Raw genomic sequence first — 22,523 nt, 5'->3', positions numbered from 1 at the left:
AAGCCCGGAATTCCGGGCTTTTTTTATGATAACTATTTTTGGAAAAATCGCACTATTTAGCAGGCATTCCCCAGGCTTTGGTTCTGACCATTAATGCGATTTACTCTTCTTTGAAGTGCTTTTATTTTGCTGGCGAGAAGTTGCGTTGAATAAGCTTTGCGCAAATAGTCATCTACTCCGGCATTGAATGCAGCAACCTCAGAATACTGATCCTGAACTGTTGTGTAAATAACCAATATTGATTCAACATTCTCAATATGATCTCGTGCTGTCATTAGGAGATCTACTCCATCGCTTTCTTCTAAAACGAGTTCTGAAAAAATAATTTGTGGTTGTATTTTTTCACACAATGAAATCCCTTCACTGTAAGATGAAGCGTAAACCAGTTCAAAGCCTGCTACGCGAGCGGCTTCGCTAAAAGTTTTGTAGCTCTCATCGCTTGGATCTACGAGCAGTACGCGGAGAGAATTAGCCATTAGGTATATTTTGAAGGCGAAATTATAACCGCAAAAACAAGATAATTTAACTGATTGTTTATGTAACTGTTATCTATAAAAACGACTTTTAACCCTATGTTATGAGAAGTTGAGTTCAACTCCTTAACTTTTAAATAAAGCTGAATATCCATTTTATCGGGGAAGGATTATAATTTCGCATTTCAATAATGCTCATATGACATTTGATTTACTCAATATAGTTACTGCTCTTGGTGCTCTGGGGCTGTTTGTTTACGGGATGAAAACCATGAGTGAAGGCATCCAGCGCGTTGCCGGACCCTGGATTCGCCATCTCCTCTCTGATTTAACCCAAAGTACAGCTGGCGGAATTGCCAACGGTTTTCTCACAACGGTCATCGTTCAATCCTCATCTGCCACCACAGTGATGATGGTGAGTTTTGTCAATGCCGGCATCATGAAACTGAAGCAGGCTATTAATGTCATCATGGGAGCAAACATTGGAACTACTTCAACCGCTGTGCTCATTACTCTCATCGGTTTTTCTCCATTCAATGTCACGATTTGGGGTTTACCTATGCTAGCGATAGCATTCCCATTACTTTTTGCTAATAGTTCCACGATCAGATCCCTGGGCGAGTTTTTCGTTGGTTTTGGACTTTTCATTTTAGGGCTGGTTTTGATCAAAGCGAATATTCCAACGATCAATGAATTTCCTGAAATAGCTGAACTCATAGCATCTGTTCAAATCAACAGCTTTTTGCTATTCCTGATTTTTGTTACGATTGGAGCGCTGTTTACTGTTGTCATTCAGTCTTCATCCGCTTCGCTGGTTATAACCCTGACGCTTGCAGCAAATGGATTCATCGATTTTGAACAGGCTGCAGCCATGGTGTTGGGTGAAAACATCGGGACAACTGTTACAGCAAACCTCGCGGCTAACATCGGGAATGTTCATGCCAAAAGAGCTGCTCGTGCTCACTCGATTTTTAATGTGTTTGGAGTTGTCTGGATGCTCCTCGCCTTTCCGTTTTTTATTGATGGAATAGCAACATTTACTAATTGGGTTATCGGTTACAGTCCGCTCGATGTCAACCCGGCTTCAGAACAATATCAATACGCTGTCAACTGGGGAGTAGCATTTTTCCACATTGCTTTCAACCTCGCCAATACGTTCATTTTCGTTTGGTTTACTGACATTGTCGTGAATCTGGTTGTTCGCTTACTTCCATCTCAGGGTAAGATCGATAAAGAATACACACTTGAATTCATCGATCGCGGACCAATGGGAACGCCAGAATTATCGCTTCTCGAAGCCAAAAAGGAAATGGCTAAATTTGGATGGTTGACAGAAAAAATGCTCAACTACTTCACTGAACTATTCAATAGCAAAGAGCGCAAAATAACAGATAAGCGAATCCGCAAACTCAAGAAATACGAAAACATCACTGATCGCATTGAGCTAGAAATTGCTGATTATTTGATGAAAGTTTCTCGCGGTGAGTTAACTTCTCAAACATCAGAGAGAGTTCGCAGCATGTTGCGCATAAGCAGTGAGCTCGAACGAATTGGCGATTTATTTTTCCAAATGACGATCACAATGGAAAAGAAAATTGAAGATCGTATTTGGTTTACCCCTGAGCAGCGTTCAAATATCCAGGAAATGCTGGAAATGCTGAGGGAAGCGTTTGAGGTAATGAACAACAATTTAAAAGACGATGTAACAGATGAAAACATTGCGCGTGCCAAAGAGATCAAACGCAAAATCATGCAGCGCAAAGAAGAGATAAGGAAAAGTCACTTCAAGAGTGTAGAACTTGGAGATTACAACATCCACAGCGGATTAGTCTACAACGATTTGTTCAATGCGTGTGAAAAGATCACAGAAAACGTCACCAATGTAACTGAAGCGATGTACAACAAAATGGCAGAGCAACAGGCTCAATCTAATTCGAGAACATAAACATCGCTCTCGGCAGCGTTACTTTCATTCAGATCCCTGTCAACCAATATAGCGCTAAACTTCACTGTATCGAGCGAAGGATTGAAGGCTGTTTCATCGATCTTTTTGATTATTTCACCTTCGAGCAATGCATCGCCATCATCTTCCTTTAATCGGCTAATTCGGTCGTTTAGACCTGGAGAGCCTTCAGGATATTCGTATTTCAACCACTCTCCATTTTCTAAATAATAAAGGTCGATCAATAGGTTGTAATAATATTTACTTGAAGAATCGTAAGGAGGTTGTGTTTCACCTTGCTCCAGTCCTATGTTACCATCGCAATCTTTGAATTCATAAACCAATTCAAATGAATCGGCTGAGATTGGCCTAAATGATTTGTACTTCATGGAAGGAACCGGATCTGAACAAGTTTCAGGTTCACAAGACCATGCTGTGTACATCAATACAATTGCGGTAATTACCTTTGCAAGGTTTTTCATGTTTACGAAGTTACAATAAGCGCTCAAACGAATCAAATTACAATTGCCTGAAACTGCAGAAATATGGTCTATCCGTAACGAGCAACAATTCAATAATGTTGCCCTTAAAACGTTTCGTTTTCAATACGACAATGTCGCTATCTATCGCGAGTTTGTTGATACTTTAAAGATTGACCCCAACTCAATTGAGCACTTTTCTGATATCCCGTTTTTGCCCATTTCTTTTTTCAAAACGCAGTCAGTTTACCCTCAGCAATACCCAAAGCCTGAGGTTGTGTTTTCGAGTAGCGGAACCACCGGATCTGACCGTAGCCAACACAAAATTCATAAATTAAAGACTTACAGGGAATCTTTTAACCGCGCCTTTAGGCAATTCTACGGCAAGCCTGAAGAGCTGGCTATCCTGGGATTGCTGCCGAGTTATCTGGAACGAGAAGGCTCTTCATTGATTTACATGGTTGATGACCTTATTGGTCAGAGCCGAATTCAGGAAAGCGGGTATTACCTCTATGACCACGAGGCATTGCGTGACCAACTCCTCAAACTCGAAGATAAAAAACAGCCAACTCTACTCATTGGAGTCAGTTACGCATTGCTGGATTTTGTTGAGAAATATTCGCTAGATCTCAACCATACAACCGTGATGGAAACCGGAGGCATGAAGGGAAAACGAAAAGAGATGGTGAAGGAAGAGCTGCACAGAATTCTGCAAAAAGGTTTTGGAGTTGAATCTATTCACAGCGAATACGGCATGACAGAGTTGCTTTCTCAGGCCTATTCGAGCGGTCACAATATTTTTCAGGCTCCGCCCTGGATGAAAGTTTTGATTAGAGATACAAATGACCCGTTTTGTTACATCGAAAATGACAGCACTGGCGGACTCAACATCATCGATTTGGCCAATCGATACTCATGTAGTTTTATCGCTACCCAGGATTTGGGAAAGCTACATGATGATGGCAGCTTTGAAGTCGTAGGCCGATTTGACAACAGCGACATAAGAGGCTGTAATCTATTAGTTCAGTAGTTTCACGATCAGAGCCAATCTTCACAATAATCTTGAATATCGGTCCATTTATTGAAAAAAATTGCTTGTTTTGAGTGATAACTGAAAAACATCAAGCATGAACTTTCTCGGAATTATACCGGCTCGTTACGGATCAACACGTTTAGAAGGAAAACCACTTGCCGATATCAACGGCAAGCCGATGATTCAGCACGTTTACGAACGAGCTCAAAAAGCTCTCGAAACTGTTTGCGTGGCAACAGATGACAAACGCATTTTTGAAACAGTTGAGTCATTTGGCGGGAAAGTAATCATGACCAGCAAAAACCACTCTACTGGTACAAATCGGTGCTTAGAAGCTTACCAAAAAATCCAGAAAGAAAACGAAACGGAATACGATGTGGTCATCAATATCCAGGGCGATGAACCCCTTTTAGCTAAAGAAAACCTCACATCGCTCAAAAAGTGTTTTAAAGATCCCAAAACAAAACTCGCAACGCTCATCACACCCGTTGTTCGTTTAGATGACCTCTTTAACGAAAGCGAAGTTTTTGTCACATTCGATAAAAATTATTTTGCACTCTACTTTTCAAGATCTGTAATACCACACATTAGAGGCGTTGACAAAACAAAATGGCTCAAAAAAACCACGATATACAAACATCTGGGCTTTTATGCTTACACTATTGAGACACTTGAAGAGTTTGCAAGTTTACCGCCATCAGGACTGGAAAAAATGGAGAGCCTGGAACAAAATCGTTGGTTAGAAAATGGCGGTAAAATCAAACTAGGCTTCACCAGTCACGACAGTATTTCAGTGGATACAGTTGATGATTTGGAACGGGTGAGGAAAATGATGAAATAGGAATCATATTACGCGTTTATTAGCCTTTTGCTCATAAACACTCCTTTAAGCACTAAATCGTTTTGTGAACGAAACGATTTTTCGCCTTTACTGTTCCACCCACGGAACAATTGAGATGCTAACTTTAAGGCTCTGAAAAAACATATTCAATTTTACAATAATTGTTCATCCCTCAACCAAATAAGAGCTACCGATAAAACACTACTAACTTCATCCAAATACCTATTTTTGCGCAAATTTAAGTTCGAATGAGTAAGTTCAAAGTTCAGGTTGGCGACATCACAGCCGGAGATGACAAATTGTTTCTCATATCTGGCCCGTGCGTGATAGAAGAAGAAAGCACGATGATGCGCACAGCCGAAAAAATCAAGGAAGTCACTGAAAAGCTCGATATTCCGGTAATCTACAAATCTTCATTCCAAAAAGACAACCGCAGCTCTGTCGATTATTACATGGGGCCGGGAATGGATGAAGGACTCCGCATACTGGAAAAAATCAAAAAAGAGTTCGGCTTTCCGCTTTTGACAGACATCCACTATCCTGATCAGGCAAAACCTGCCGCTGATGTTGTTGACGTACTTCAAATTCCGGCATACCTTTGCATGCAAACAACACTCGTAGTTGAAGCAGCTAAAACAGGTAAAACCGTGAATCTGAAACACGGTCAGTTTTTGGCTCCTGAAAACATGGCAAAGCCAACTGCTAAAATTGAATCGACTGGAAATAAAAACATTATCTTAACAGAGCGTGGTTACACATTTGGCTACAACGACCTCGTAATCGATCCCAGGAGTTTTTACGACATGGGCAAAATCGGATATCCTGTAGTTTTTGATATCACACACGCCATTCGTAAATACGGTATTCCAAGTTCAGATCCTAGCGGTGGAGCACGCCAATACCTACCCGTTTTGGGCAGAGCCGGAGTCGCAGCCGGAGTTGACGGCATCTTTGTGGAAACACATCCGTGCCCTAGTGATGCTCTTTGCGATGCTGCCAGTCAGCTCGATATGGACCAGCTCGAGGAATTCCTCAAGCCACTCATCGAATTACATGAAGTTGAATTAAAATACCGCAAATAATTAATTCATAAGAAAACCACATCTTTGTGGTCTGATAAGAAGGAAAAAAGAAATTTAAACCATGGAATTATATCTCGATTCTGCCGATATAAACGAAATCAAACACGCTTTTAAACTCGGCTTTTTAAGTGGACTAACAACTACACCAACTTTCATGCACCGTCACGGTATCACTGATATTGACGGTACAATCGTTGAGCTTTCTAAAATTGTTCCTGTACTTCAAATTGAAGCACTTGGCGAAACTGCTGAAGAAATAGTAGCTGAAGCAAAACGCCAGGAAAAACTGGGACTCGATCGTGAAACAACAGTTTACAAAATTCCTATTTCAATGGAAGGTGTAAAAGCCTGTAAAGAATTGACTGATCAGGGATTCAAAGTAAACATTCACCTGGTGTACACGCTACAACAAGCTTACATGGCGATGCAGGCAGGTGCAACTTACGTTTGTCCACTCGTTGGTCGTTTACAGGATCAGGGAACTGACGCTCTATCATTGGTAGAACAATGTGTTGATGCAGTAAATTATTACGGCTACAACACAAAAATCATGTTCTCATCTGTTCGTCACGTTGAGCACGTTCGCAACGCTATTAACGTTGGCGTACACACAATTACAGTTCCATGGAAAGTGATGAAGCAACTCACTGAAAACCACTTTACTGAAATTGGTACACGCCAGTTCTTTGAGCACACTCGCCTCATGACTGTTCGCGTGAAGGACATCATGAACGATCACAACCCAATGGTTGAAGAAGGTGCTTCAGTTACTGATTGTACAGTTAAAATGACATCAGGTGGGTTTGGAGCAGTGAGCGTTGTCAACGACAAACAGGAAGCAATCGGTATTTTTACTGATGGCGACCTCCGCAGATTAATCGAAACAGAAGGTGCAAGTGCAGTAAACAAAAGAATGAGCGAGCTCAATCTTTCAAAACCGCTTTCTGTGGATGCAGAATCATTGCTCATCGATGCCCAGTCGATCTTTACTGAAAAGAAAATCGATGAACTGGTAGTCACCAAAAACGATAAAGTTGTTGGTATGCTCGATGTTCAGGATATCGTAAAAATGAATAGCTAATCCGATGCAGGATATTCAACATATTTTTGAATCAAAAGGCGGGGAGTTTATCTCTTCGCCTTTTTTGTTGCGCCAAAAATTAAAAGACGTGAAAGCCCTCATCTTTGACTGGGACGGAGTATTCCATTCAGGCTACAAAGATGAATCGCGCAGCAGCTCATTCTCTGAGACCGATTCGATGGGTGTCAACATGATGCGTTTTGGCTATTATTTGCTCAACAAAAAAATTCCGTTTACGGCAATTATTTCAGGCGAAAATAACCCTACTGCTATTCACTGGGCTGAGCGGGAACACCTGGATCTGACCATTAGCGGAATGAAAAACAAGGTTGAGGCGCTCGATTATTTACAGTCAGAACACGACATCAAACCAAATGAGGTGCTTTTCGTGTTTGACGACATCCTCGACTTATCTCTCGCTAAAGAAAGCGGTGCCAGATTTCTGGTGCGTAAATCTGCAAATCCTCTACTGATCGATTACTGCAAGCGCAAACAACTCGCTGACTACATAACCGGATCTGAAAGTGGTCAACATTGTGTGCGAGAGGTGAGTGAAGTTGTGTTGTCAAATCTCCAGCTATTTGACGAAACAGTTGATAAACGCGTGGCTTTTGATGATGACTACAGCGCATACATCAAAAAACGAAACGCTATAAAAACAAAAAGGGAGTGAATCCTTAAAAACACCCCCTTTTCGCACCCCTAATTTTAACTCTTAAAACTTAATCCTGAGCGTAGCCATATAGTTACGGCCAGCTTGCGGGAATAAACCTGTGTAGCGGTAATAAGGATCGCTCGCATCATTCGTTCTTTCCTTAGTCACGTAAGGATCAGATGAATCTACATACCCAGGGTTACTGCTCGCAAAACGGTAAACCCATGCGTTCGTGATATAGTCAACATCAAGCACATTACGCACCTGGAAAGCGACTTCTAAATGCCTTACAAATGAATTCTTGATTCCGTAAGAAAGCTGAATATCATTCGTCAAATAAGCATCGAGAACGCGTTGGTCAGATCCGGTATTATCAAAGTGTTGTTCACCAACATACTTTCCAAATCCGGTAATTTTCAACCGATCGTCAAGACCGGTGAAATTTGTAGGAACCGTATATGAAAGTTGAGTAGCAGCAATTGTGTTTGGAGAAAAAGCAATATCAGTATTCTCGCGCTCAATTTCAATTTGACCACCATTTACCCAATCATCAACTTTTTCTGTGTAGCTGCTGATCTTGTTTTGACTGAACGTAGCATTACCCTGCCAATCGAGGCGTTTTGTGATTTGCCAGCCAAAAGTCAATTCAATACCTGCCCTGTAGCTTTCTGGCACATTCATACGAACAGGTGATCCCACATCGTTTACATCACCAGTAAGCACGAGCTGATCATTGTAATCCATGAAATAGAGATTAGCTCCAAATGAGTAGCGTTGAGTAGCTCGCTTGTATCCAAACTCGTAGTCGATGAGTTCTTCAGGCTTTGGCTTTACTCCATCAGGAGCATCGAGGTAATCATTACGTGTTGGCTCACGATGAGCCACCGATACCGATCCGTAAAGTTTAGACTTATCACTCATGTTCCATGTAAAACCTCCCTTAGGATTGAAGAAAGTGAGCGTTTCATCCACATCGATTAGGCGACCATCGTTATCAACTCCGTTAGCCTCATATCCAATTTGGCGCAATTGTAAATCTCCAAAAAAGTTAAAATCATTCAAACGGTAGTTCGCTTTACCGTAAACGTTCCAATCCGTTTTTGTAGCTGTGTTATCGTAATAGAGATCATAGATTTCACTACCGCTCGAATACTCAGCCCAAATAATTTCTCCGTAGTGATCACCAACATATTCATTGGCTCCACCACCAAGTGTGAAATCGAAGTTTCCTTTATGATATTGGAGTGAGTAAACAATTCCGTAAAAATCATTATCCAACCACCTGCGCTGAATAAGGTTTGTTTCGTTAATCTCTGAATCACGAACAACCATTGAATCTCCGTTTACAACAGTTGTATCATAATTTGCTGATGCATCAGGATTTAGGAATGGCTCATCATTACCCAGTCCAAATGTATCAGTACCCAAATTAATTGGCTCAAGTCCATAGTCACTGAACGACTCTTTAGAGTCAAAATTCAGGTAATAGTTGTAACCTTCACCCTTATATTGCTCAAAATAACCCTGTCCTTTCGTGTAATGCAATGAAGCCGTGAACGAAAGTGACTTACTAATATCCTGTAGCCAGTGCAATTGATAATGCGTTTGCTCGTAGTTATCAACCTCATCAGGATAAGTGTATGAATTAAATGTGCGGTTTTCATCGAGCAATTGCGGAGGAACACCGTTCCACGCCTGGTAAGTGCGCTCCTTACCACCAAATGTCAAAAACTTAAGCGTTGTTTTTTCGCCATAGTAGCCTCCACTAAAGTAGTACGACTTGAGATCAGAACTCGCTCTGTCAATGTAGCCGTCACTCTGAATCGTAGATAACCGACCATCAAAAGCAAAGTTATTTTTAGTTAGACCCGAACCGAATTCTACTGTGTGACGCATCGTATTGAAAGAACCATAACTTCCAGTGTATTTTCCATAAGCCTCAGGCTCTAATTCTAGCGTGTTGATTTTCATCGTTCCGCCAAAAGCTCCGGCACCGTTTGTCGATGTTCCAACTCCACGCTGGATTTGAATGTTATCAGCGGATGAAGCGAGATCAGGCATGTTGACCCAAAATGTTCCGTGCGACTCAGCATCATTGTAAGGAATTCCATTGATTGTAACATTCACACGAGTATTGTCAGATCCTCGGATTCGCATTCCTGTGTATCCAACTCCAGCACCGGCATCACTCGTTGTGGTTACTGATGTTGACATGTCCAGGATATAAGGAATATCCTGCCCAAAATTTCGATTTTCAATTTCCTCCTCAGAAATGTTCTCGAAAGCAATAGGCGTTTCCTCCGTAGCACGCGTAGCCTCAATCGTTACTTCTCGTGCCTCCATGGCTTTGCGTTTCAACGTGACTTCAACCGGGCTCTGACCGTTAGCAGCTAAATCAACTGTAACTTTTTTAGTAGCATACCCGATGTAAGAAATCTTGAGTTCGTACTCTTTTTCCGATAAGCCCTCAAACGAAAACTCACCTTTTTCATCAGTGGATGTCCCGCGGTAAGTCCCCTCAATGAGGACCGTAGCTCCGGGGAGCGGTTCGTCAAGTGAACTGAGCACTTTTCCTTTTAATGTGACATTTTGTGCCATGGCAGTCATCACCATCAACCAAAGGCAAACAAAGAGCAGTCCTTGTCTTTTCATAACATAAATGTTTTAGACAGAAAACTGGGGCGGTTTTCCTCTGGTTAATAATTGTTTAATAATATGTAGTTACCCACTACGTTTTTACCTACGCCAGCATTACCTGGATCAGGTTTTGTCTTTAGAAAGACCTGGGTATAATCTCAGCCCGTAGCAACGGACACCCCATGAGATGGCGCAAAGGTATTGAGATTTATCGTATAGCCATGAGTGGAATTGGAGAAGTTTATCACTTGCAATGAATTTTTTCCTTAATTTCACACACTTATATTTTTAACATTTATTGACTTTTGATTATGAAGAAATTGCTAGTGTTGACAGCTTTTGCTGTAGTCGGTATTGGTGTAGGAATAGGACAAAGTGTGACAGGACAACAAGCCAAAAATCTTGTAAACGGTGCTGCTGAAGTATGGATGCAGGATAAAATCAACACACCGGAATATGTGAAATTTGCTCCGGGCGAGGAGCTCAACCCAAACGAATTATCAAACTGGTTGAAGCAATTCACAAAAGATAGTGGATTTGGACTGAAAGAGATCAACAAAAGAACCGATAAGCTGAGACAAGCTCACGTTACTTATCAATTGACTTACAACGGAATTCCTGTTTCGTTTAACCGAATCATTGCCCACATTGAAAATGGAAAAGTAACTTCGGTAAATGGAAATTTCAATCTTTCTTCTCCATCTTCAACACAGGCTGGAATTACTGAAAGCACGGCTCTGACCAATGCGCTTAACAGTATTAATGCTCAAACTTACAAATGGGAAATACCTGCTGAGGAGCAATTGCTCAAAACTGAAACAGGTAATCCATCAGCTACTTTTTACCCTGAAGGTGAATTGTGTTACGTACAGCCCGATGCTAGAATTGATGCTGACCACAAATTAGCATGGAAGTTCAACATCTACGCTCAGGAACCACTTTCAAGAAAAGAATACTTTGTGGATGCACAATCAGGTGAAATCATTTTCACTAACGATAAGATTCACCACTCTGACTCGCATGGAACAGCCGAAACGAAATACAGCGGAACACGCACAATTGTAGCAGACAGTATTTCTCCAAATTTGTTCAGATTGAGAGAAAGTGGGCGCGGAAACGGAATCAACACTTTCAACATGCAAAACGGAACCAGTTATGGAAATGCTGTAGACTTTACCGATGGCGACAATTACTGGGACAACGTAAACGCTAATCAGGATGAAGTAGCAACAGATGCGCACTGGGGTGCCGAAATGACTTATGATTATTTCCTCAGCCAACACAACCGAAACTCAATTGACGGTAATGGTTTTGCTCTTAATAGCTACGTTCATTATGACAATAACTTCGGGAATGCTTTTTGGGACGGCCAACGCATGACGTATGGTGACGGAGGAAACCAAACAACACCTTTTACAGCTCTCGATATCACGAGCCACGAAATCACACACGGCTTAACGAGCAGAACAGCTGATCTCATTTACTCATACGAATCTGGAGCATTAAACGAATCATTCTCTGATATTTTTGGAGCTGCAGTGGAAATATGGGCTCGCCCTAATAACAACAACTGGCTCATTGGTGAAGATATTGGCGTTACTCTTCGCAGTATGTCAGATCCTAATCAATACGGAGACCCCGACACTTACCAGGGAAATAACTGGGAGTTTGGAGCTTTTGACAATGGTGGTGTTCATATTAATAGTGGCGTCCAGAATTACTGGTTTTATTTACTTGTAAATGGTGGAAGCGACACAAATGACAATAATGAAAGTTACAATGTAACAGCTCTTGGACTTACTTCTGCTGCTGAAATCGCTTTTAGAAACTTAGTCACTTATTTAGGCCCATCATCTGATTATGACGAAGCTCGTTTTTACTCGATTAAATCTGCAGTTGACTTATTTGGAGCTTGTAGCCCTGAGGTAGAATCAGTGACAAATGCATGGCATGCAGTTGGTGTAGGCCCGGCTTACACTCCTAATGTTGTAAGTGATTTTTCTGCAAGTTTAACATCGAATTGTACAGCACCACTTGAAGTATCTTTTACAAACAACAGCATCAATGGACTCAATTTCACGTGGGACTTTGGTGATGGAAATTCGAGCACACAACTCAATCCATCTCACACTTATGCCAATAATGGAAACTACGATGTTCAACTAATTGTAGATGGCGGTAGCTGCGGTGCAGATTCGGTAGTGAAATCCAGCTACATAAACATTGGTCCAAATGAGCCTTGTGTAGTTACGATGCCTTCATTAGGTCCAGGTGAAGATCAAACAAGTTGTACAGGTCGCGTATTTGATTCTGGTGGTGAACAGGGCAACTACGGAAGTGGTGAATCAAGTTTTCTCACAATTGCTCCATCAGGTGGCGCAAGCAGTGTTACGCTTTACATCAACAGTTTTGATGTTGAAGCAGGATCTGGATCAACATGCGACTATGACTATCTCGCAATTTATGAAGGACAAAGCACTAACGGCACTTTGATTGGCAAGTATTGTAACACGACCGGAATACCAGGAGTAATCACTTCTCAAACCAATGCTGTTACTCTTCACTTCTTTTCTGATGGTGGTGTAGAAAATGCCGGGTTTGATATCACATGGAACTGTACTTACCCTGATGTTCCTCCCGCTGCAGACTTTACTGCTTCAGCCGTTAGCGATTGTCGCGGAACATATTCCTTCAGCGATGAATCTGCCAATGGCCCAACTGGCTGGACATGGGATTTTGGTGATGGAAACACGTCTACTGATCAGAACCCAACTCACACTTACACGCAAAATGGTGATTTTGATGTTACCCTAACAGCTACAAATAGCCACGGAACTGACAGCGTTGTAAAATCATCTCACGTTACAATTACAAAACCATCAGCTCCACAGGTCATGTTGACTAACAACCCGGGACCGGGTGACTCTGCGGTTCTGACCACTAGCGATAGCGGAATCATTTATTGGTTTGACAATATTTGGGGAGGTAATCTGTTGGATACCGGAAATACGTTTACCTCAGCTCCTCTTTCTAGTTCTACTTCATTTTTTGTTGAACGTGAAATTGTAAAACCGATTGAAAAAGTTGGCCCTGTTGACAACCAGTTTGGTTCAGGAAATATTTTTAATAATGACCAGCATTTAGTTTTTGATGCACTTTCTGATTTCGAACTCAAAACTGTAAAGGTATTTGCCGGGCAGGCAGGGAACAGAACAATCGAGCTACGCAATTCAAGCGGTCAATTGTTGGCGAGTGAAACTACTTTCATCCAGCCTGGCGAACACAGAGTTGAGCTCGATTTTGATGTTCAACAGGGAACTGATTACCGTCTCGGTATTTCTACAAATAACACGATTTCACTATACAGAAATGACGGTGGTGTTCAGTATCCTTACAGCGTTGCCGGATTAGCGTCAATCAAGAGAAGTTCAGCTAATTCAAATCCTTTTGGGTACTACTACTTCTTCTACGACTGGGAGATTCAGGAACCGTCTTGTATCTCAGAACGCGAAGAAGTAATTGTAAACCTTACCGGAACAAATGAACTATCTCAAAACTCAGGATTGACACTTTACCCGAACCCAGCTCGCTCAGAATTAAATGTTGAGTTCAGCGGTTGGAATAACGAAAAAGTTCAAATCGAGATATTGTCATCGACCGGTGCTCTCGTGAAAACGATCAACACATCAGCTACAAGAGCTACAATTAATGTTTCCAATTTAGCTGCCGGTTACTATTTGCTCAAAGCAACTGGTGATCAAAAAACAGCGATTGAAAGAATTGTGATCAACTAATATCACGATACTAAATAACTCAAAACCGTGCAGAGTCTTCTTTGTACGGTTTTTTTTTATTTTTAGGAATGCTGTAAAAAAGCAATTTTTCAAAAAAGTGCAGCAACTCTAAACATCACAACTGAAGAAGTAATCTGCAACTCATCATTAATAGTATCAGTATAGCTGTTAAAAGTTATCCCGTACCTGGCACCTTTAAGAAAGAAAGTATTTGAATAATAGTCAGTATAAGCCAATCCTAACTTGAGGTGAGAGCCAAAGTTCGATACTATGTCATCATCATTCATTTCATTCCCTATCGTTAATTCTGAGTCGTCTCCCATTTGGTCAGTTCGGTAAAAGACTCCTATGCCAAAAACAGGGGAAACACCCTCACTATTTTTTGAATAGTTTATTGATAGCGGAATAATAGCTGTATTCCCTGAATATGCTGAGGAATTATTAGATCGCTCAAATTGAATACGATGATCTGTGCTTACCAATAACCCTGTTGCCAAATAGAAATTATGACTCAAGCGATAACCCAAATTGAGCCCAAAATATTTCTCCGGGCTAATACCTGAGTTATTTTCATTAAGCACAGAGGACATTCCCAATCCAAAACCACCTCCAAAAATAACCCGATGTGCAGGAGATCCATTATCCACAGTATCGTCATCTACTTTCTGAGCAGATAAGAATGAAGGCGAGAATAAAAATATCAAACAAGCTATCTTAATTGAATTCATAGTAGAGGTGTTTACTAGTAAATACAACAACTAAACTAAAAATAACTATTCAAATGAGTAAAGCACATCATTGTCAAACCTCAAAAAAAACCTAATCTATCTACTCTAAATTCTCTTAATTTTCCCTAAATCCAACACAAAATATAGCGAATACAAAATCCGTTGAGTAATTTCGCCATTCAATAATTGATTTAATCGTGTCGAACAACGTTGTAATAATTCCAACCTATAATGAAAAGGAGAATGTGGAACGCATGGTCAGAACCGTGTTTTCACTCGAAATTCCGTTCGACTTGCTCATTATTGATGACGGCTCACCTGATGGAACCGGAGAAATCGTCAAAACACTTCAAAAAGAGTTTTCTCAAAAACTCCACATCATTGAGCGAAGAGGAAAATTAGGTCTGGGTACAGCTTATATCACCGGCTTTAAATGGGCTCTCGACAACGATTACGACTACATTTTCGAAATGGACTGCGACTTCTCGCACAACCCTGAAGACCTCGTTCGGTTACATGAAGCCTGTGCTACAAAAGGAGCTGACATGGCTATTGGATCGCGGTATGTTTCGGGAGTCAACGTGGTCAACTGGCCGATGGGCAGAGTACTCATGAGTTACTTTGCATCGGTTTATGTTCGCATGATAACCGGAATGCCCATTCAGGATGCCACGGCCGGTTTCAAATGCTACTCAAAAAAAGTATTACAACGCATCAATCTCGACAAGATAAAGTTTAAAGGTTACGCCTTTCAAATAGAAATGAAGTTCACAACCTGGAAGTTGGGCTTCAACATTGTAGAGGTTCCGATCATTTTCACTGACCGCCAGGAAGGAACTTCTAAAATGAATACCGGAATTTTCAAAGAAGCTTTCTTTGGAGTTATCGAAATGAAAATAAAATCGTGGTTTAAAAAATACTGATCGTTATGCGCACACTCATCAAGAATGCAACAATCATAAATGAGGATAAGCAATTTGTAGGAGACGTGCTTATCGAAGATGAATTCATCATTGAAGTTGGCGAGGCACTTGACAAACCGGCTGACAAAACGATTGATGCTTCAGGGAAAATTTTGATCCCGGGCATGATTGACGATCAGGTGCATTTCAGAGAACCGGGACTCACGCACAAAGCTGAAATAAAAACCGAATCACGGGCAGCTGTAGCTGGCGGAATCACGAGCTATATGGAAATGCCCAATACCATCCCACAGGCCACAACGATTGACCTTCTTGAAGACAAGTACAAAAGAGCAAATGAGGTTTCGCTGGCGAACTATTCCTTTTACATGGGCACCACGAACAAAAACCTCGATGAATTGCTCAAGATCGATCAAAAGAAAATTTGCGGTGTCAAAATCTTCATGGGTTCTTCTACGGGAGACATGGTTGTAGATGATGAAAAAGCTTTGGAGAAAACATTTGAAGAAGTTAAAACACTCATTGCCACGCATTGCGAAAACGACCCGATGATTGGTGAAAACGCAAAAAAATACCGCGCAAAATACGGAGAAAACGTTCCGATAGAATGTCATCCTGATATCCGCAGTAGAGAAGCTTGCTACAAGTCTTCTTCTTACGCCAAGAGCCTGGCTGACAAATACGGGACACGACTTCACATTCTGCATATTTCCTCAAAAGAAGAACTGGATCTTTTCCGCAACGATATTCCAATGAAAGAAAAGCATGTAACGAGTGAAGCATGCATCCACCACATGTGGTTTTCACGAGAAGATTACAAAGAAAAGGGAACTCACATCAAATGGAATCCGGCCGTAAAAGAACGTGAAGATGCTGAGGCTATTCTGCAGGCTGTAAATGACGATAGAATAGATGTAATTGCTACGGATCACGCTCCTCATACGCTTGAAGAAAAAGACAACACGTATTTCAAAGCACCATCGGGCGGACCTCTCGTTCAACATGCTCTTCCTGCTCTGTTTGAGTTTTGGAAACAGGGCAAGTTGACACTCGAAAAAATTGTGCGCAAAACAAGTCACAATGTGGCCGATATGTTCAGCATTGAAAAACGCGGTTACATCAAGCCCGGCTACTACGCTGATTTGGTTCTGATCGATCCTGAAAAACCACTGACCGTTTCAAAAGACAATCTCCTCTACAAATGCGGATGGAGTCCGTTTGAAGGAACTACTTTCCAGTGCAGCATTGACAAAACATTCGTGAACGGCTACCTCGCCTGGGACAATGGTCATATCCATGACCAGCAACTGGGTAAACGCCTAACATTTGACCGCTGATGCGCAACTTTTTATTCATAGCATTTATTTCGCTTATTTCGTTTGGCTGCAGCTCAGATGAAGAAAAAGCAACTCCGCCTAATGATATTATCCAACAGGAACAAATGGTTCAGATTCTGACCGATATTCAAATTGCAGAAGCGATTTACCAGCGTGGAAATTTCCCAAAGGATGATTACGATGGAAAAAAGTACGTTCTCAAAATGTATCAAAAGATTTTTGAGAAGTATGAAATAGATGAGCAAAAATTCAAGCAATCGCTAACCTGGTATGAAGAGCACCCGAAAATTTTAGCCGATGTATACGATGAAGTGCTCAACGAACTCTCTCAGCGAGAAGCCAACCTTCGCGACAAAAGAAAAGCAAAAAATAAGGAGAAAAAGAAAGACAATTAGTGCTCATTTAAAAACCGTTCAGCAGTATCCTTTACAGCCTTTTCAATTGAGTTAAACTCAAAGTCTAATTCCTTTTTAATCTTCTCGTTGCTGTACTGCACATTACTATTAGCCGATTGAGCCGTTTCTCGAGTAATCAACGGCTTTTTCCCCGTAAAAAAGCTGCGTACCTTTTCCAGTCGCCACGCGATGGAGCTCATTGTTTTAGTCGCCTGTACTGAGGGCCGTTTCTTATCCAGAGCATCAGCAATCAAATTGAAGTAATCGCGATACTTCATGTTTTTCCCCACAACCAAATAGCGATTTCCAAAAAGCTCTTCATCCATCACCTCGATGAGAGCCTGAGCCACATCGCGAACATCTACAAAAGCATTAGAACCCGTTGTGTAAAACTTGAGACCGTCCCAAACCTGAGAAAACATAGCGGCACTACTTGTATTCCAGTTTCCAGGCCCCACAACAATACATGGATTCACCATCGCCACGTTTAAACCTTCCTGAGATCCGCGCCATATTTCACGCTCTCCGTAGTGTTTTGAAATCGCGTAATAAGATGTATGTTTATCCTCTTTCCACTTGATGTTCTCATCCGTTTTGTCACCGTTTCGGCCAGAACCGATTGCAGCCGTAGAGCTAACGTAGCCAAACTTCCTGACACCGACATCAAGCGCGATGTTAACCAAATTAGCTGTTCCCTCAATATTGACCTTGTACAACTTATTTTTCTCAGCCGGATCAAAACTCACATAAGCTGCAGCGTGATAAACCTCATCACACCCATTTACGAGTTTTTCCAGCTCGATGACATCAAATAAATCACCATCAACCCATTCGATGTTTTTCAACAGTTGGCTATCTCCTCCGTAATGCTTGAAATGATTTTCGAGAATTGATGTATCACTCGATTCCCTTTTGAGCGCACGCAACTTTTCACCTCTTGAAAGGAGAAAGTAAGCTAAGTGAGAGCCTACAAGTCCGGTTGCGCCCGTAATGAATATCACGTGGCAAAGGTAGTCAGGGAATTGATTTTTTAAAGTGTTAATCTGACTATCTTTGGCCCGCAAAACGAAACGCAACAATGGCATCAGCATTAATAGAAGAACTACAATGGCGCGGAATGGTGCACGACATCATGCCGGGAACTGAAGAACAACTCGAGAAAGAATCAACTACAGCCTATGTTGGCATTGACCCCACTGCAGATTCTTTGCACATCGGTCACCTCGTATCAGTTATGTTGCTCAAACACCTGCAACTTCACGGACATAAACCTCTGGCTCTTGTTGGTGGAGCCACAGGAATGATCGGTGATCCATCAGGTAAATCGAAAGAGCGCAATTTGTTAAATGAAGAACAACTTCGCCACAATGAAGCTTGTTTGAAAGAGCAACTCAAACGCTTTTTGGATTTTGACCAGTCAGAACCTAACGCAGCCGAACTCGTGAACAACTACGACTGGATGAAGGAGTTCTCTTTCCTCGAATTCATCCGTGATATTGGTAAGCACATCACCGTGAACTACATGATGGCGAAAGACTCGGTTAAGAAACGTCTCGGTTCTGAAAGTAAAGAAGGCATGTCGTTCACTGAATTTACTTACCAGTTGGTGCAGGGTTACGATTTCCTCCACCTGTACCGCGAAAAAAATTGCAGATTGCAAATGGGCGGATCTGACCAATGGGGAAATATCACGACCGGAACTGAGATGATCCGCAGAATGGAGCAGGGCGAGGCATTTGCATTTACATGTCCGCTTATCACAAAAGCCGATGGATCGAAATTCGGAAAGACAGAAAGCGGCAACGTTTGGCTCGACAAAAAACTGACATCTCCTTATAAGTTCTACCAGTTTTGGCTTAACACCAGCGATGAAGATGCTGAAAAATACATCAAGATTTTCACGTTGTTGAAAAGGGAAGAAATCGAAAAAATCGTTTCAGAACACAAAGAAGCTCCCGGCCGAAGAGCTTTACAAAAGAAACTCGCTGAGGAAGTCACGATAATGGTTCACGGTGAAGAAGATCTCCAAGCTGCAATAGAGGCCAGCAACATTTTGTTTGGTAAAGCGACTGAAGAATCATTGCGTAAGCTCAGTGAAGAGGATTTCCTGAGTGTTTTTGAAGGAGTTCCGCAAACAGAAATACCCAGGAATGAAATCATCGGCAGTAATGAGTACGACTTGTTCAGCGGCAAAACAGATTTCTTGAAATCGAACGGGGAAGTTCGCAGGGCACTCAAAGAGAACTCCCTACAACTGAACAAAGAGAAAATTAAGGGAGAAATCAGTATTTCTGATGACAACCTCATCAACGACAAATACCTCCTCCTCCAACGCGGAAAGAAAAACTACTTCCTCGTTATCGCGAAGTAATTTCTTTTAAAGCACCTTTTCCAAAGTTTTGAACTTTGGGAAAGGTTTTCAATCGAACATCAAAACCCGTACTTCTTTTAAATTCGTTCATTTAACTCACTAATTGGAATAAAATCATCAATTCCTAAAACGGTCAGCTTTTTTTAACAACACCTTTTTACTATCTAATAAATTAGTAAAAACTAAATATACCCAAAAATACCAGATCATAGACCATACTCTACAATAATGAAAACCACAAAACAACTACTTAAAGTATTGTTAACTTATCTCCATCATTACAACTTCTTTTTTAACTACTTTAGCCAAGTAATATTAACCCTATAAATAATTATTCAATGAAAAAAAACATTTATCTTACACTATTATTAGGGCTTTACTTATTAAGCCCATTTAAGTTAATGGCTACAAGTCCAAATCAGACAAAGTTCAAATCATCAATTTCGGACTTAAAAGTTAGAAAATTCATACGCTCTACTTTCAATCCAAATGAGTATATTATCGCCTTATCAACACATGCTGATCTCGTTCCTTTTTGTGATGATTGGGAAAACACCCAGTACTCTGTAATTGCTAAAATAGATTTGAACGGTGACCTTATCTGGTCTCGCACACTCGACAACCACACTGTATATGAAGCAATTGGTGAAAATCCAACAACTGGTGAAATTGCCGTTGGCGCCAATCCTTCGTGTAAACTTCCAAATAATCATCATATTGGATTCCCGAAAATCATAAAACTATCACCAGATGGTACTTTGTTAGATTCTTATACATTCACATGTCCCAGTGATGAATTCCTTGAGGAATCTGGACTATATGGTTACTCTAGATCTTCTTCACAAATCCCTCCACCTGATGAATTCGATCCAGCCGGAAAAAGAAGAGAATGTGGGTTTACAGTTTATGATTTATCATTTAATGAAAATTCTTCACATTGGGAAATTGTTGGGCACTTCTCTTATCTTTCAATTAATGATGATGAAGCCCCAAATGATTACGCACAAGCAGTAACTTATACAACCCCTTACATCCTCTCCCTCTACAATATGGACTACACCTACAACAAATTTAAGCTAATTGAAAACCACTACCTTAAGGGCACAAACCAAGAAAGAACAGCTGGAGGAACAGCTATAGATGTTGTTTCAAAACTTAATAAAAACACTATTGTTGGATGTGTAGGAGGATATAAGGTTGATGAGGGAAAAGGATTCTGGGTAGAAATAGTTTCTAACACTCAAATGAATCATCACAACATTTACACTTCTCACGGATCCGCATCAGAAGCATCAGAGTTAATCGGAATTGATATAATAGATGATTACACATATACCTCTGGCGGCAACAGGGCTGTTATAAGCCCTATGCAATTAAATGTAAGTCCTGGCTTCGTTTATCCTACCGACTATGGTTTGAATAAAAGAAAAATAATTGATATTGAAATACATGAAAACTTTTTGTATGTCTTAGCAACAGAATATTTATATGGTTCTTTTTTAAAAGAAGTTACTTTAACAAAGTATAAAATTAAAGACTTGATTACTGGTCAAAAAGTCTTTCAGTTTGAAGCTAAACAAATAATTGAAAGTGAATGCAATACAATTGAGCTAAAAGACCCTCACCTTGGCTTAAACACATTAGAAAGTATAACAGCTGGTGACTTAACAATTAATCAAGACAATATCCTCACATACTCGTTTAATACCGGAAAATATGAAGATAATGATTTAATTCAATACTATGGTGAAATTCAGATCCAGGCAAGATCAGGAGAATCTCTCTATAATCCAGAAAACTGCTTGATAAATAACAATTACACTTCTATAGGTATTAATACGCTATCAGCAATATCATTTGAATACGAAAATTCTTATGAAAGTAATTTAGAGAGAGAACAAGTTGAACTATGGCCTTCTAGTCTTCAGAATGAAACAAACTGCTGTAATGAAGTCATTGAAATAAACGACACTTATTACCTGTGTGGTGGTGAAGATTCTTTCTCACCGGATTTTATTTCTTCTGACATCTTAGCTGTCTCCTATTATAGCAAGTTCTTTGAAGAATATATATACTTAGACAATGAATCATTTGATGTTTCCTCCTTTTATCTACAAAGTGGCAACCTATCTGATTTATATTATATAAACACGATAAATCAAGATGGCTGTATTACTACTTATAAAGTTAAGGTTATTAATTCAATTAAGTTTGATCACCCTTTCACATATTGTTGCCCTGGCCCTTGGTACATTACTGTTAACTCAACTCTAGGAGGCCTTTCTTTTACACCTAATGGATCGACACAGGGAACACCTTATATCGTAAGTTTTAATTACAACCAAGACGGTACTAGGACATTTGAAATAGGCATCAATGGATCCTGCTCGCCTAATGACTCTTATACAGCTACATATACAACCAATGTCTATGATGACAATGGAGACTTTCAATGTAAACTTGAAAATAGTATTCAATTAAACTTATCCTCTTGCAAAGGAGAAGCAACCTCTTCTTCTGGCATTGAGGGAATCCAGCCTCCTCATAATAAAGATGAGGTTTCTTATATTAGAATAGTTGATATGTTAGGCCGAGTAGCATATTCTGGTAACAACTTAACAAACCCAGAAATTAAAAACATATTGGAAGCAAATACTATTTATCTAATCCAAAAATTCGACAAGAATAATCAACTGATTGATAACGAAAAGGTCCTATACATAAACTAAAACCTCAAAAAAGGAGCTGCTGA

General features: G+C 40.6%; 17 protein-coding genes. 12 read left to right on the top strand and 5 right to left on the bottom strand.

The annotated features are described in order from the left end of the window. Nucleotides 1-56: 56 nt before the first annotated feature. Nucleotides 57-476 (bottom strand): response regulator, encoded by a 420-nt coding sequence (locus tag F3059_RS11750; protein ID WP_151169494.1) that lies wholly within the window; start codon nt 474-476, stop codon nt 57-59. 196 nt (nt 477-672) lie between these two features. On the opposite strand from F3059_RS11750, the gene F3059_RS11745 reads away from it, so the two are divergent. Continuing rightward, nucleotides 673-2,418 carry a Na/Pi cotransporter family protein gene (locus F3059_RS11745; protein WP_151169492.1) on the top strand — a complete coding sequence of 582 codons (1,746 nt, stop codon included), beginning with the start codon at nt 673-675 and terminating at the stop codon, nt 2,416-2,418. On the opposite strand, the gene F3059_RS11740 is transcribed toward F3059_RS11745, so the two are convergent. After that, the gene (locus F3059_RS11740; protein WP_151169490.1) at nt 2,397-2,897 is read right to left on the bottom strand and encodes a hypothetical protein; all 501 of its coding nucleotides are present in this window, start codon (nt 2,895-2,897) and stop codon (nt 2,397-2,399) included. The genes F3059_RS11745 and F3059_RS11740 overlap by 22 nt on opposite strands. Nucleotides 2,898-2,940: 43 nt before the next feature. On the opposite strand from F3059_RS11740, the gene F3059_RS11735 reads away from it, so the two are divergent. The 5 genes from F3059_RS11735 to F3059_RS11715 all read left to right on the top strand — a co-directional run bounded on the left by F3059_RS11735 (nt 2,941) and on the right by F3059_RS11715 (nt 7,604). After that, nucleotides 2,941-3,924 (top strand): LuxE/PaaK family acyltransferase, encoded by a 984-nt coding sequence (locus F3059_RS11735; RefSeq protein WP_223274607.1) that lies wholly within the window; start codon nt 2,941-2,943, stop codon nt 3,922-3,924. Nucleotides 3,925-4,021: 97 nt separating this feature from the next. Continuing rightward, entirely contained in the window at nt 4,022-4,768 is a 747-nt protein-coding gene (gene kdsB, locus F3059_RS11730) for a 3-deoxy-manno-octulosonate cytidylyltransferase (RefSeq protein WP_151169486.1), read from the top strand. A gap of 248 nt (nt 4,769-5,016) precedes the next feature. Next, on the top strand, nt 5,017-5,850 hold the full coding sequence (gene kdsA, locus F3059_RS11725) for a 3-deoxy-8-phosphooctulonate synthase (protein ID WP_151169484.1): 834 nt from the start codon (nt 5,017-5,019) through the stop codon (nt 5,848-5,850). Nucleotides 5,851-5,911: 61 nt separating this feature from the next. Then, entirely contained in the window at nt 5,912-6,931 is a 1,020-nt protein-coding gene (locus tag F3059_RS11720) for a transaldolase family protein (RefSeq protein ID WP_151169482.1), read from the top strand. Between the two features lie 4 nt (nt 6,932-6,935). Beyond that, nucleotides 6,936-7,604: an HAD family hydrolase gene (locus F3059_RS11715; protein ID WP_151169480.1), complete on the top strand. Its 669-nt coding sequence runs from the start codon at nt 6,936-6,938 to the stop codon at nt 7,602-7,604. Between the two features lie 42 nt (nt 7,605-7,646). On the opposite strand, the gene F3059_RS11710 is transcribed toward F3059_RS11715, so the two are convergent. Then, nucleotides 7,647-10,238, bottom strand: a complete 2,592-nt coding sequence (locus F3059_RS11710; protein WP_151169478.1) for a TonB-dependent receptor — start codon at nt 10,236-10,238, stop codon at nt 7,647-7,649. 296 nt (nt 10,239-10,534) lie between these two features. Here F3059_RS11710 and F3059_RS11705 point away from each other — a divergent pair, with 296 nt between their 5' ends. Beyond that, nucleotides 10,535-14,017, top strand: coding sequence for a M4 family metallopeptidase (locus F3059_RS11705; RefSeq protein ID WP_151169476.1), 3,483 nt, complete (start codon nt 10,535-10,537; stop codon nt 14,015-14,017). Nucleotides 14,018-14,106: 89 nt separating this feature from the next. Here the strand turns inward: F3059_RS11705 and F3059_RS11700 are convergent, their stop codons facing one another. Then, nucleotides 14,107-14,745, bottom strand: a complete 639-nt coding sequence (locus F3059_RS11700) for a PorT family protein (protein ID WP_151169474.1) — start codon at nt 14,743-14,745, stop codon at nt 14,107-14,109. Nucleotides 14,746-14,942: 197 nt separating this feature from the next. Here F3059_RS11700 and F3059_RS11695 point away from each other — a divergent pair, with 197 nt between their 5' ends. From F3059_RS11695 to F3059_RS11685, 3 genes are read left to right on the top strand one after another with little or no spacing between them, the layout of a single operon-like run. Then, a complete protein-coding gene (locus F3059_RS11695) occupies nt 14,943-15,668 on the top strand; it encodes a polyprenol monophosphomannose synthase (RefSeq protein ID WP_170265167.1) in 726 nt (241 codons plus the stop codon). Between the two features lie 5 nt (nt 15,669-15,673). Further along, nucleotides 15,674-17,005: a dihydroorotase gene (locus F3059_RS11690; protein ID WP_189683222.1), complete on the top strand. Its 1,332-nt coding sequence runs from the start codon at nt 15,674-15,676 to the stop codon at nt 17,003-17,005. Next, complete coding sequence (locus tag F3059_RS11685) at nt 17,005-17,400, top strand: DUF4296 domain-containing protein (RefSeq protein WP_151169468.1); 396 nt, start codon at nt 17,005-17,007, stop codon at nt 17,398-17,400. Before F3059_RS11690 ends, F3059_RS11685 begins: the two co-directional genes overlap by 1 nt. On the opposite strand, the gene F3059_RS11680 is transcribed toward F3059_RS11685, so the two are convergent. Further along, nucleotides 17,397-18,401 carry an NAD-dependent epimerase/dehydratase family protein gene (locus tag F3059_RS11680; RefSeq protein ID WP_170265166.1) on the bottom strand — a complete coding sequence of 335 codons (1,005 nt, stop codon included), beginning with the start codon at nt 18,399-18,401 and terminating at the stop codon, nt 17,397-17,399. The genes F3059_RS11685 and F3059_RS11680 overlap by 4 nt on opposite strands. 77 nt (nt 18,402-18,478) lie before the next feature. On the opposite strand from F3059_RS11680, the gene tyrS reads away from it, so the two are divergent. Together tyrS and F3059_RS11670 are read left to right on the top strand one after the other, a co-directional pair. Next, complete coding sequence (tyrS, locus tag F3059_RS11675; protein WP_151169464.1) at nt 18,479-19,771, top strand: tyrosine--tRNA ligase; 1,293 nt, start codon at nt 18,479-18,481, stop codon at nt 19,769-19,771. A gap of 338 nt (nt 19,772-20,109) precedes the next feature. After that, a complete protein-coding gene (locus F3059_RS11670) occupies nt 20,110-22,500 on the top strand; it encodes a hypothetical protein (protein WP_151169462.1) in 2,391 nt (796 codons plus the stop codon). The last annotated feature ends 23 nt before the right edge of the window (nt 22,501-22,523 follow it).

Origin of the sequence: Salibacter halophilus, from assembly GCF_008806325.1 — a bacterium.
GTDB lineage: Bacteria > Bacteroidota > Bacteroidia > Flavobacteriales_G > Salibacteraceae > Salibacter > Salibacter halophilus.
This window is presented reverse-complemented; position numbering and strand designations above follow the sequence as displayed.

Excerpts from the sequence above, each read along its gene's own strand:
- F3059_RS11750 (WP_151169494.1), bottom strand. The coding sequence starts at position 476 with ATGGCTAATTCTCTCCGCGTACTGCTCGTAGATCCAAGCGATGAGAGC.
- F3059_RS11745 (WP_151169492.1), top strand. The coding sequence starts at position 673 with ATGACATTTGATTTACTCAATATAGTTACTGCTCTTGGTGCTCTGGGG.
- F3059_RS11740 (WP_151169490.1), bottom strand. The coding sequence starts at position 2,897 with ATGAAAAACCTTGCAAAGGTAATTACCGCAATTGTATTGATGTACACA.
- kdsB (WP_151169486.1), top strand. The coding sequence starts at position 4,022 with ATGAACTTTCTCGGAATTATACCGGCTCGTTACGGATCAACACGTTTA.
- kdsA (WP_151169484.1), top strand. The coding sequence starts at position 5,017 with ATGAGTAAGTTCAAAGTTCAGGTTGGCGACATCACAGCCGGAGATGAC.
- F3059_RS11720 (WP_151169482.1), top strand. The coding sequence starts at position 5,912 with ATGGAATTATATCTCGATTCTGCCGATATAAACGAAATCAAACACGCT.
- F3059_RS11715 (WP_151169480.1), top strand. The coding sequence starts at position 6,936 with ATGCAGGATATTCAACATATTTTTGAATCAAAAGGCGGGGAGTTTATC.
- F3059_RS11710 (WP_151169478.1), bottom strand. The coding sequence starts at position 10,238 with ATGAAAAGACAAGGACTGCTCTTTGTTTGCCTTTGGTTGATGGTGATG.
- F3059_RS11705 (WP_151169476.1), top strand. The coding sequence starts at position 10,535 with ATGAAGAAATTGCTAGTGTTGACAGCTTTTGCTGTAGTCGGTATTGGT.
- F3059_RS11700 (WP_151169474.1), bottom strand. The coding sequence starts at position 14,745 with ATGAATTCAATTAAGATAGCTTGTTTGATATTTTTATTCTCGCCTTCA.
- F3059_RS11690 (WP_189683222.1), top strand. The coding sequence starts at position 15,674 with ATGCGCACACTCATCAAGAATGCAACAATCATAAATGAGGATAAGCAA.
- F3059_RS11685 (WP_151169468.1), top strand. The coding sequence starts at position 17,005 with ATGCGCAACTTTTTATTCATAGCATTTATTTCGCTTATTTCGTTTGGC.
- tyrS (WP_151169464.1), top strand. The coding sequence starts at position 18,479 with ATGGCATCAGCATTAATAGAAGAACTACAATGGCGCGGAATGGTGCAC.
- F3059_RS11670 (WP_151169462.1), top strand. The coding sequence starts at position 20,110 with ATGAAAAAAAACATTTATCTTACACTATTATTAGGGCTTTACTTATTA.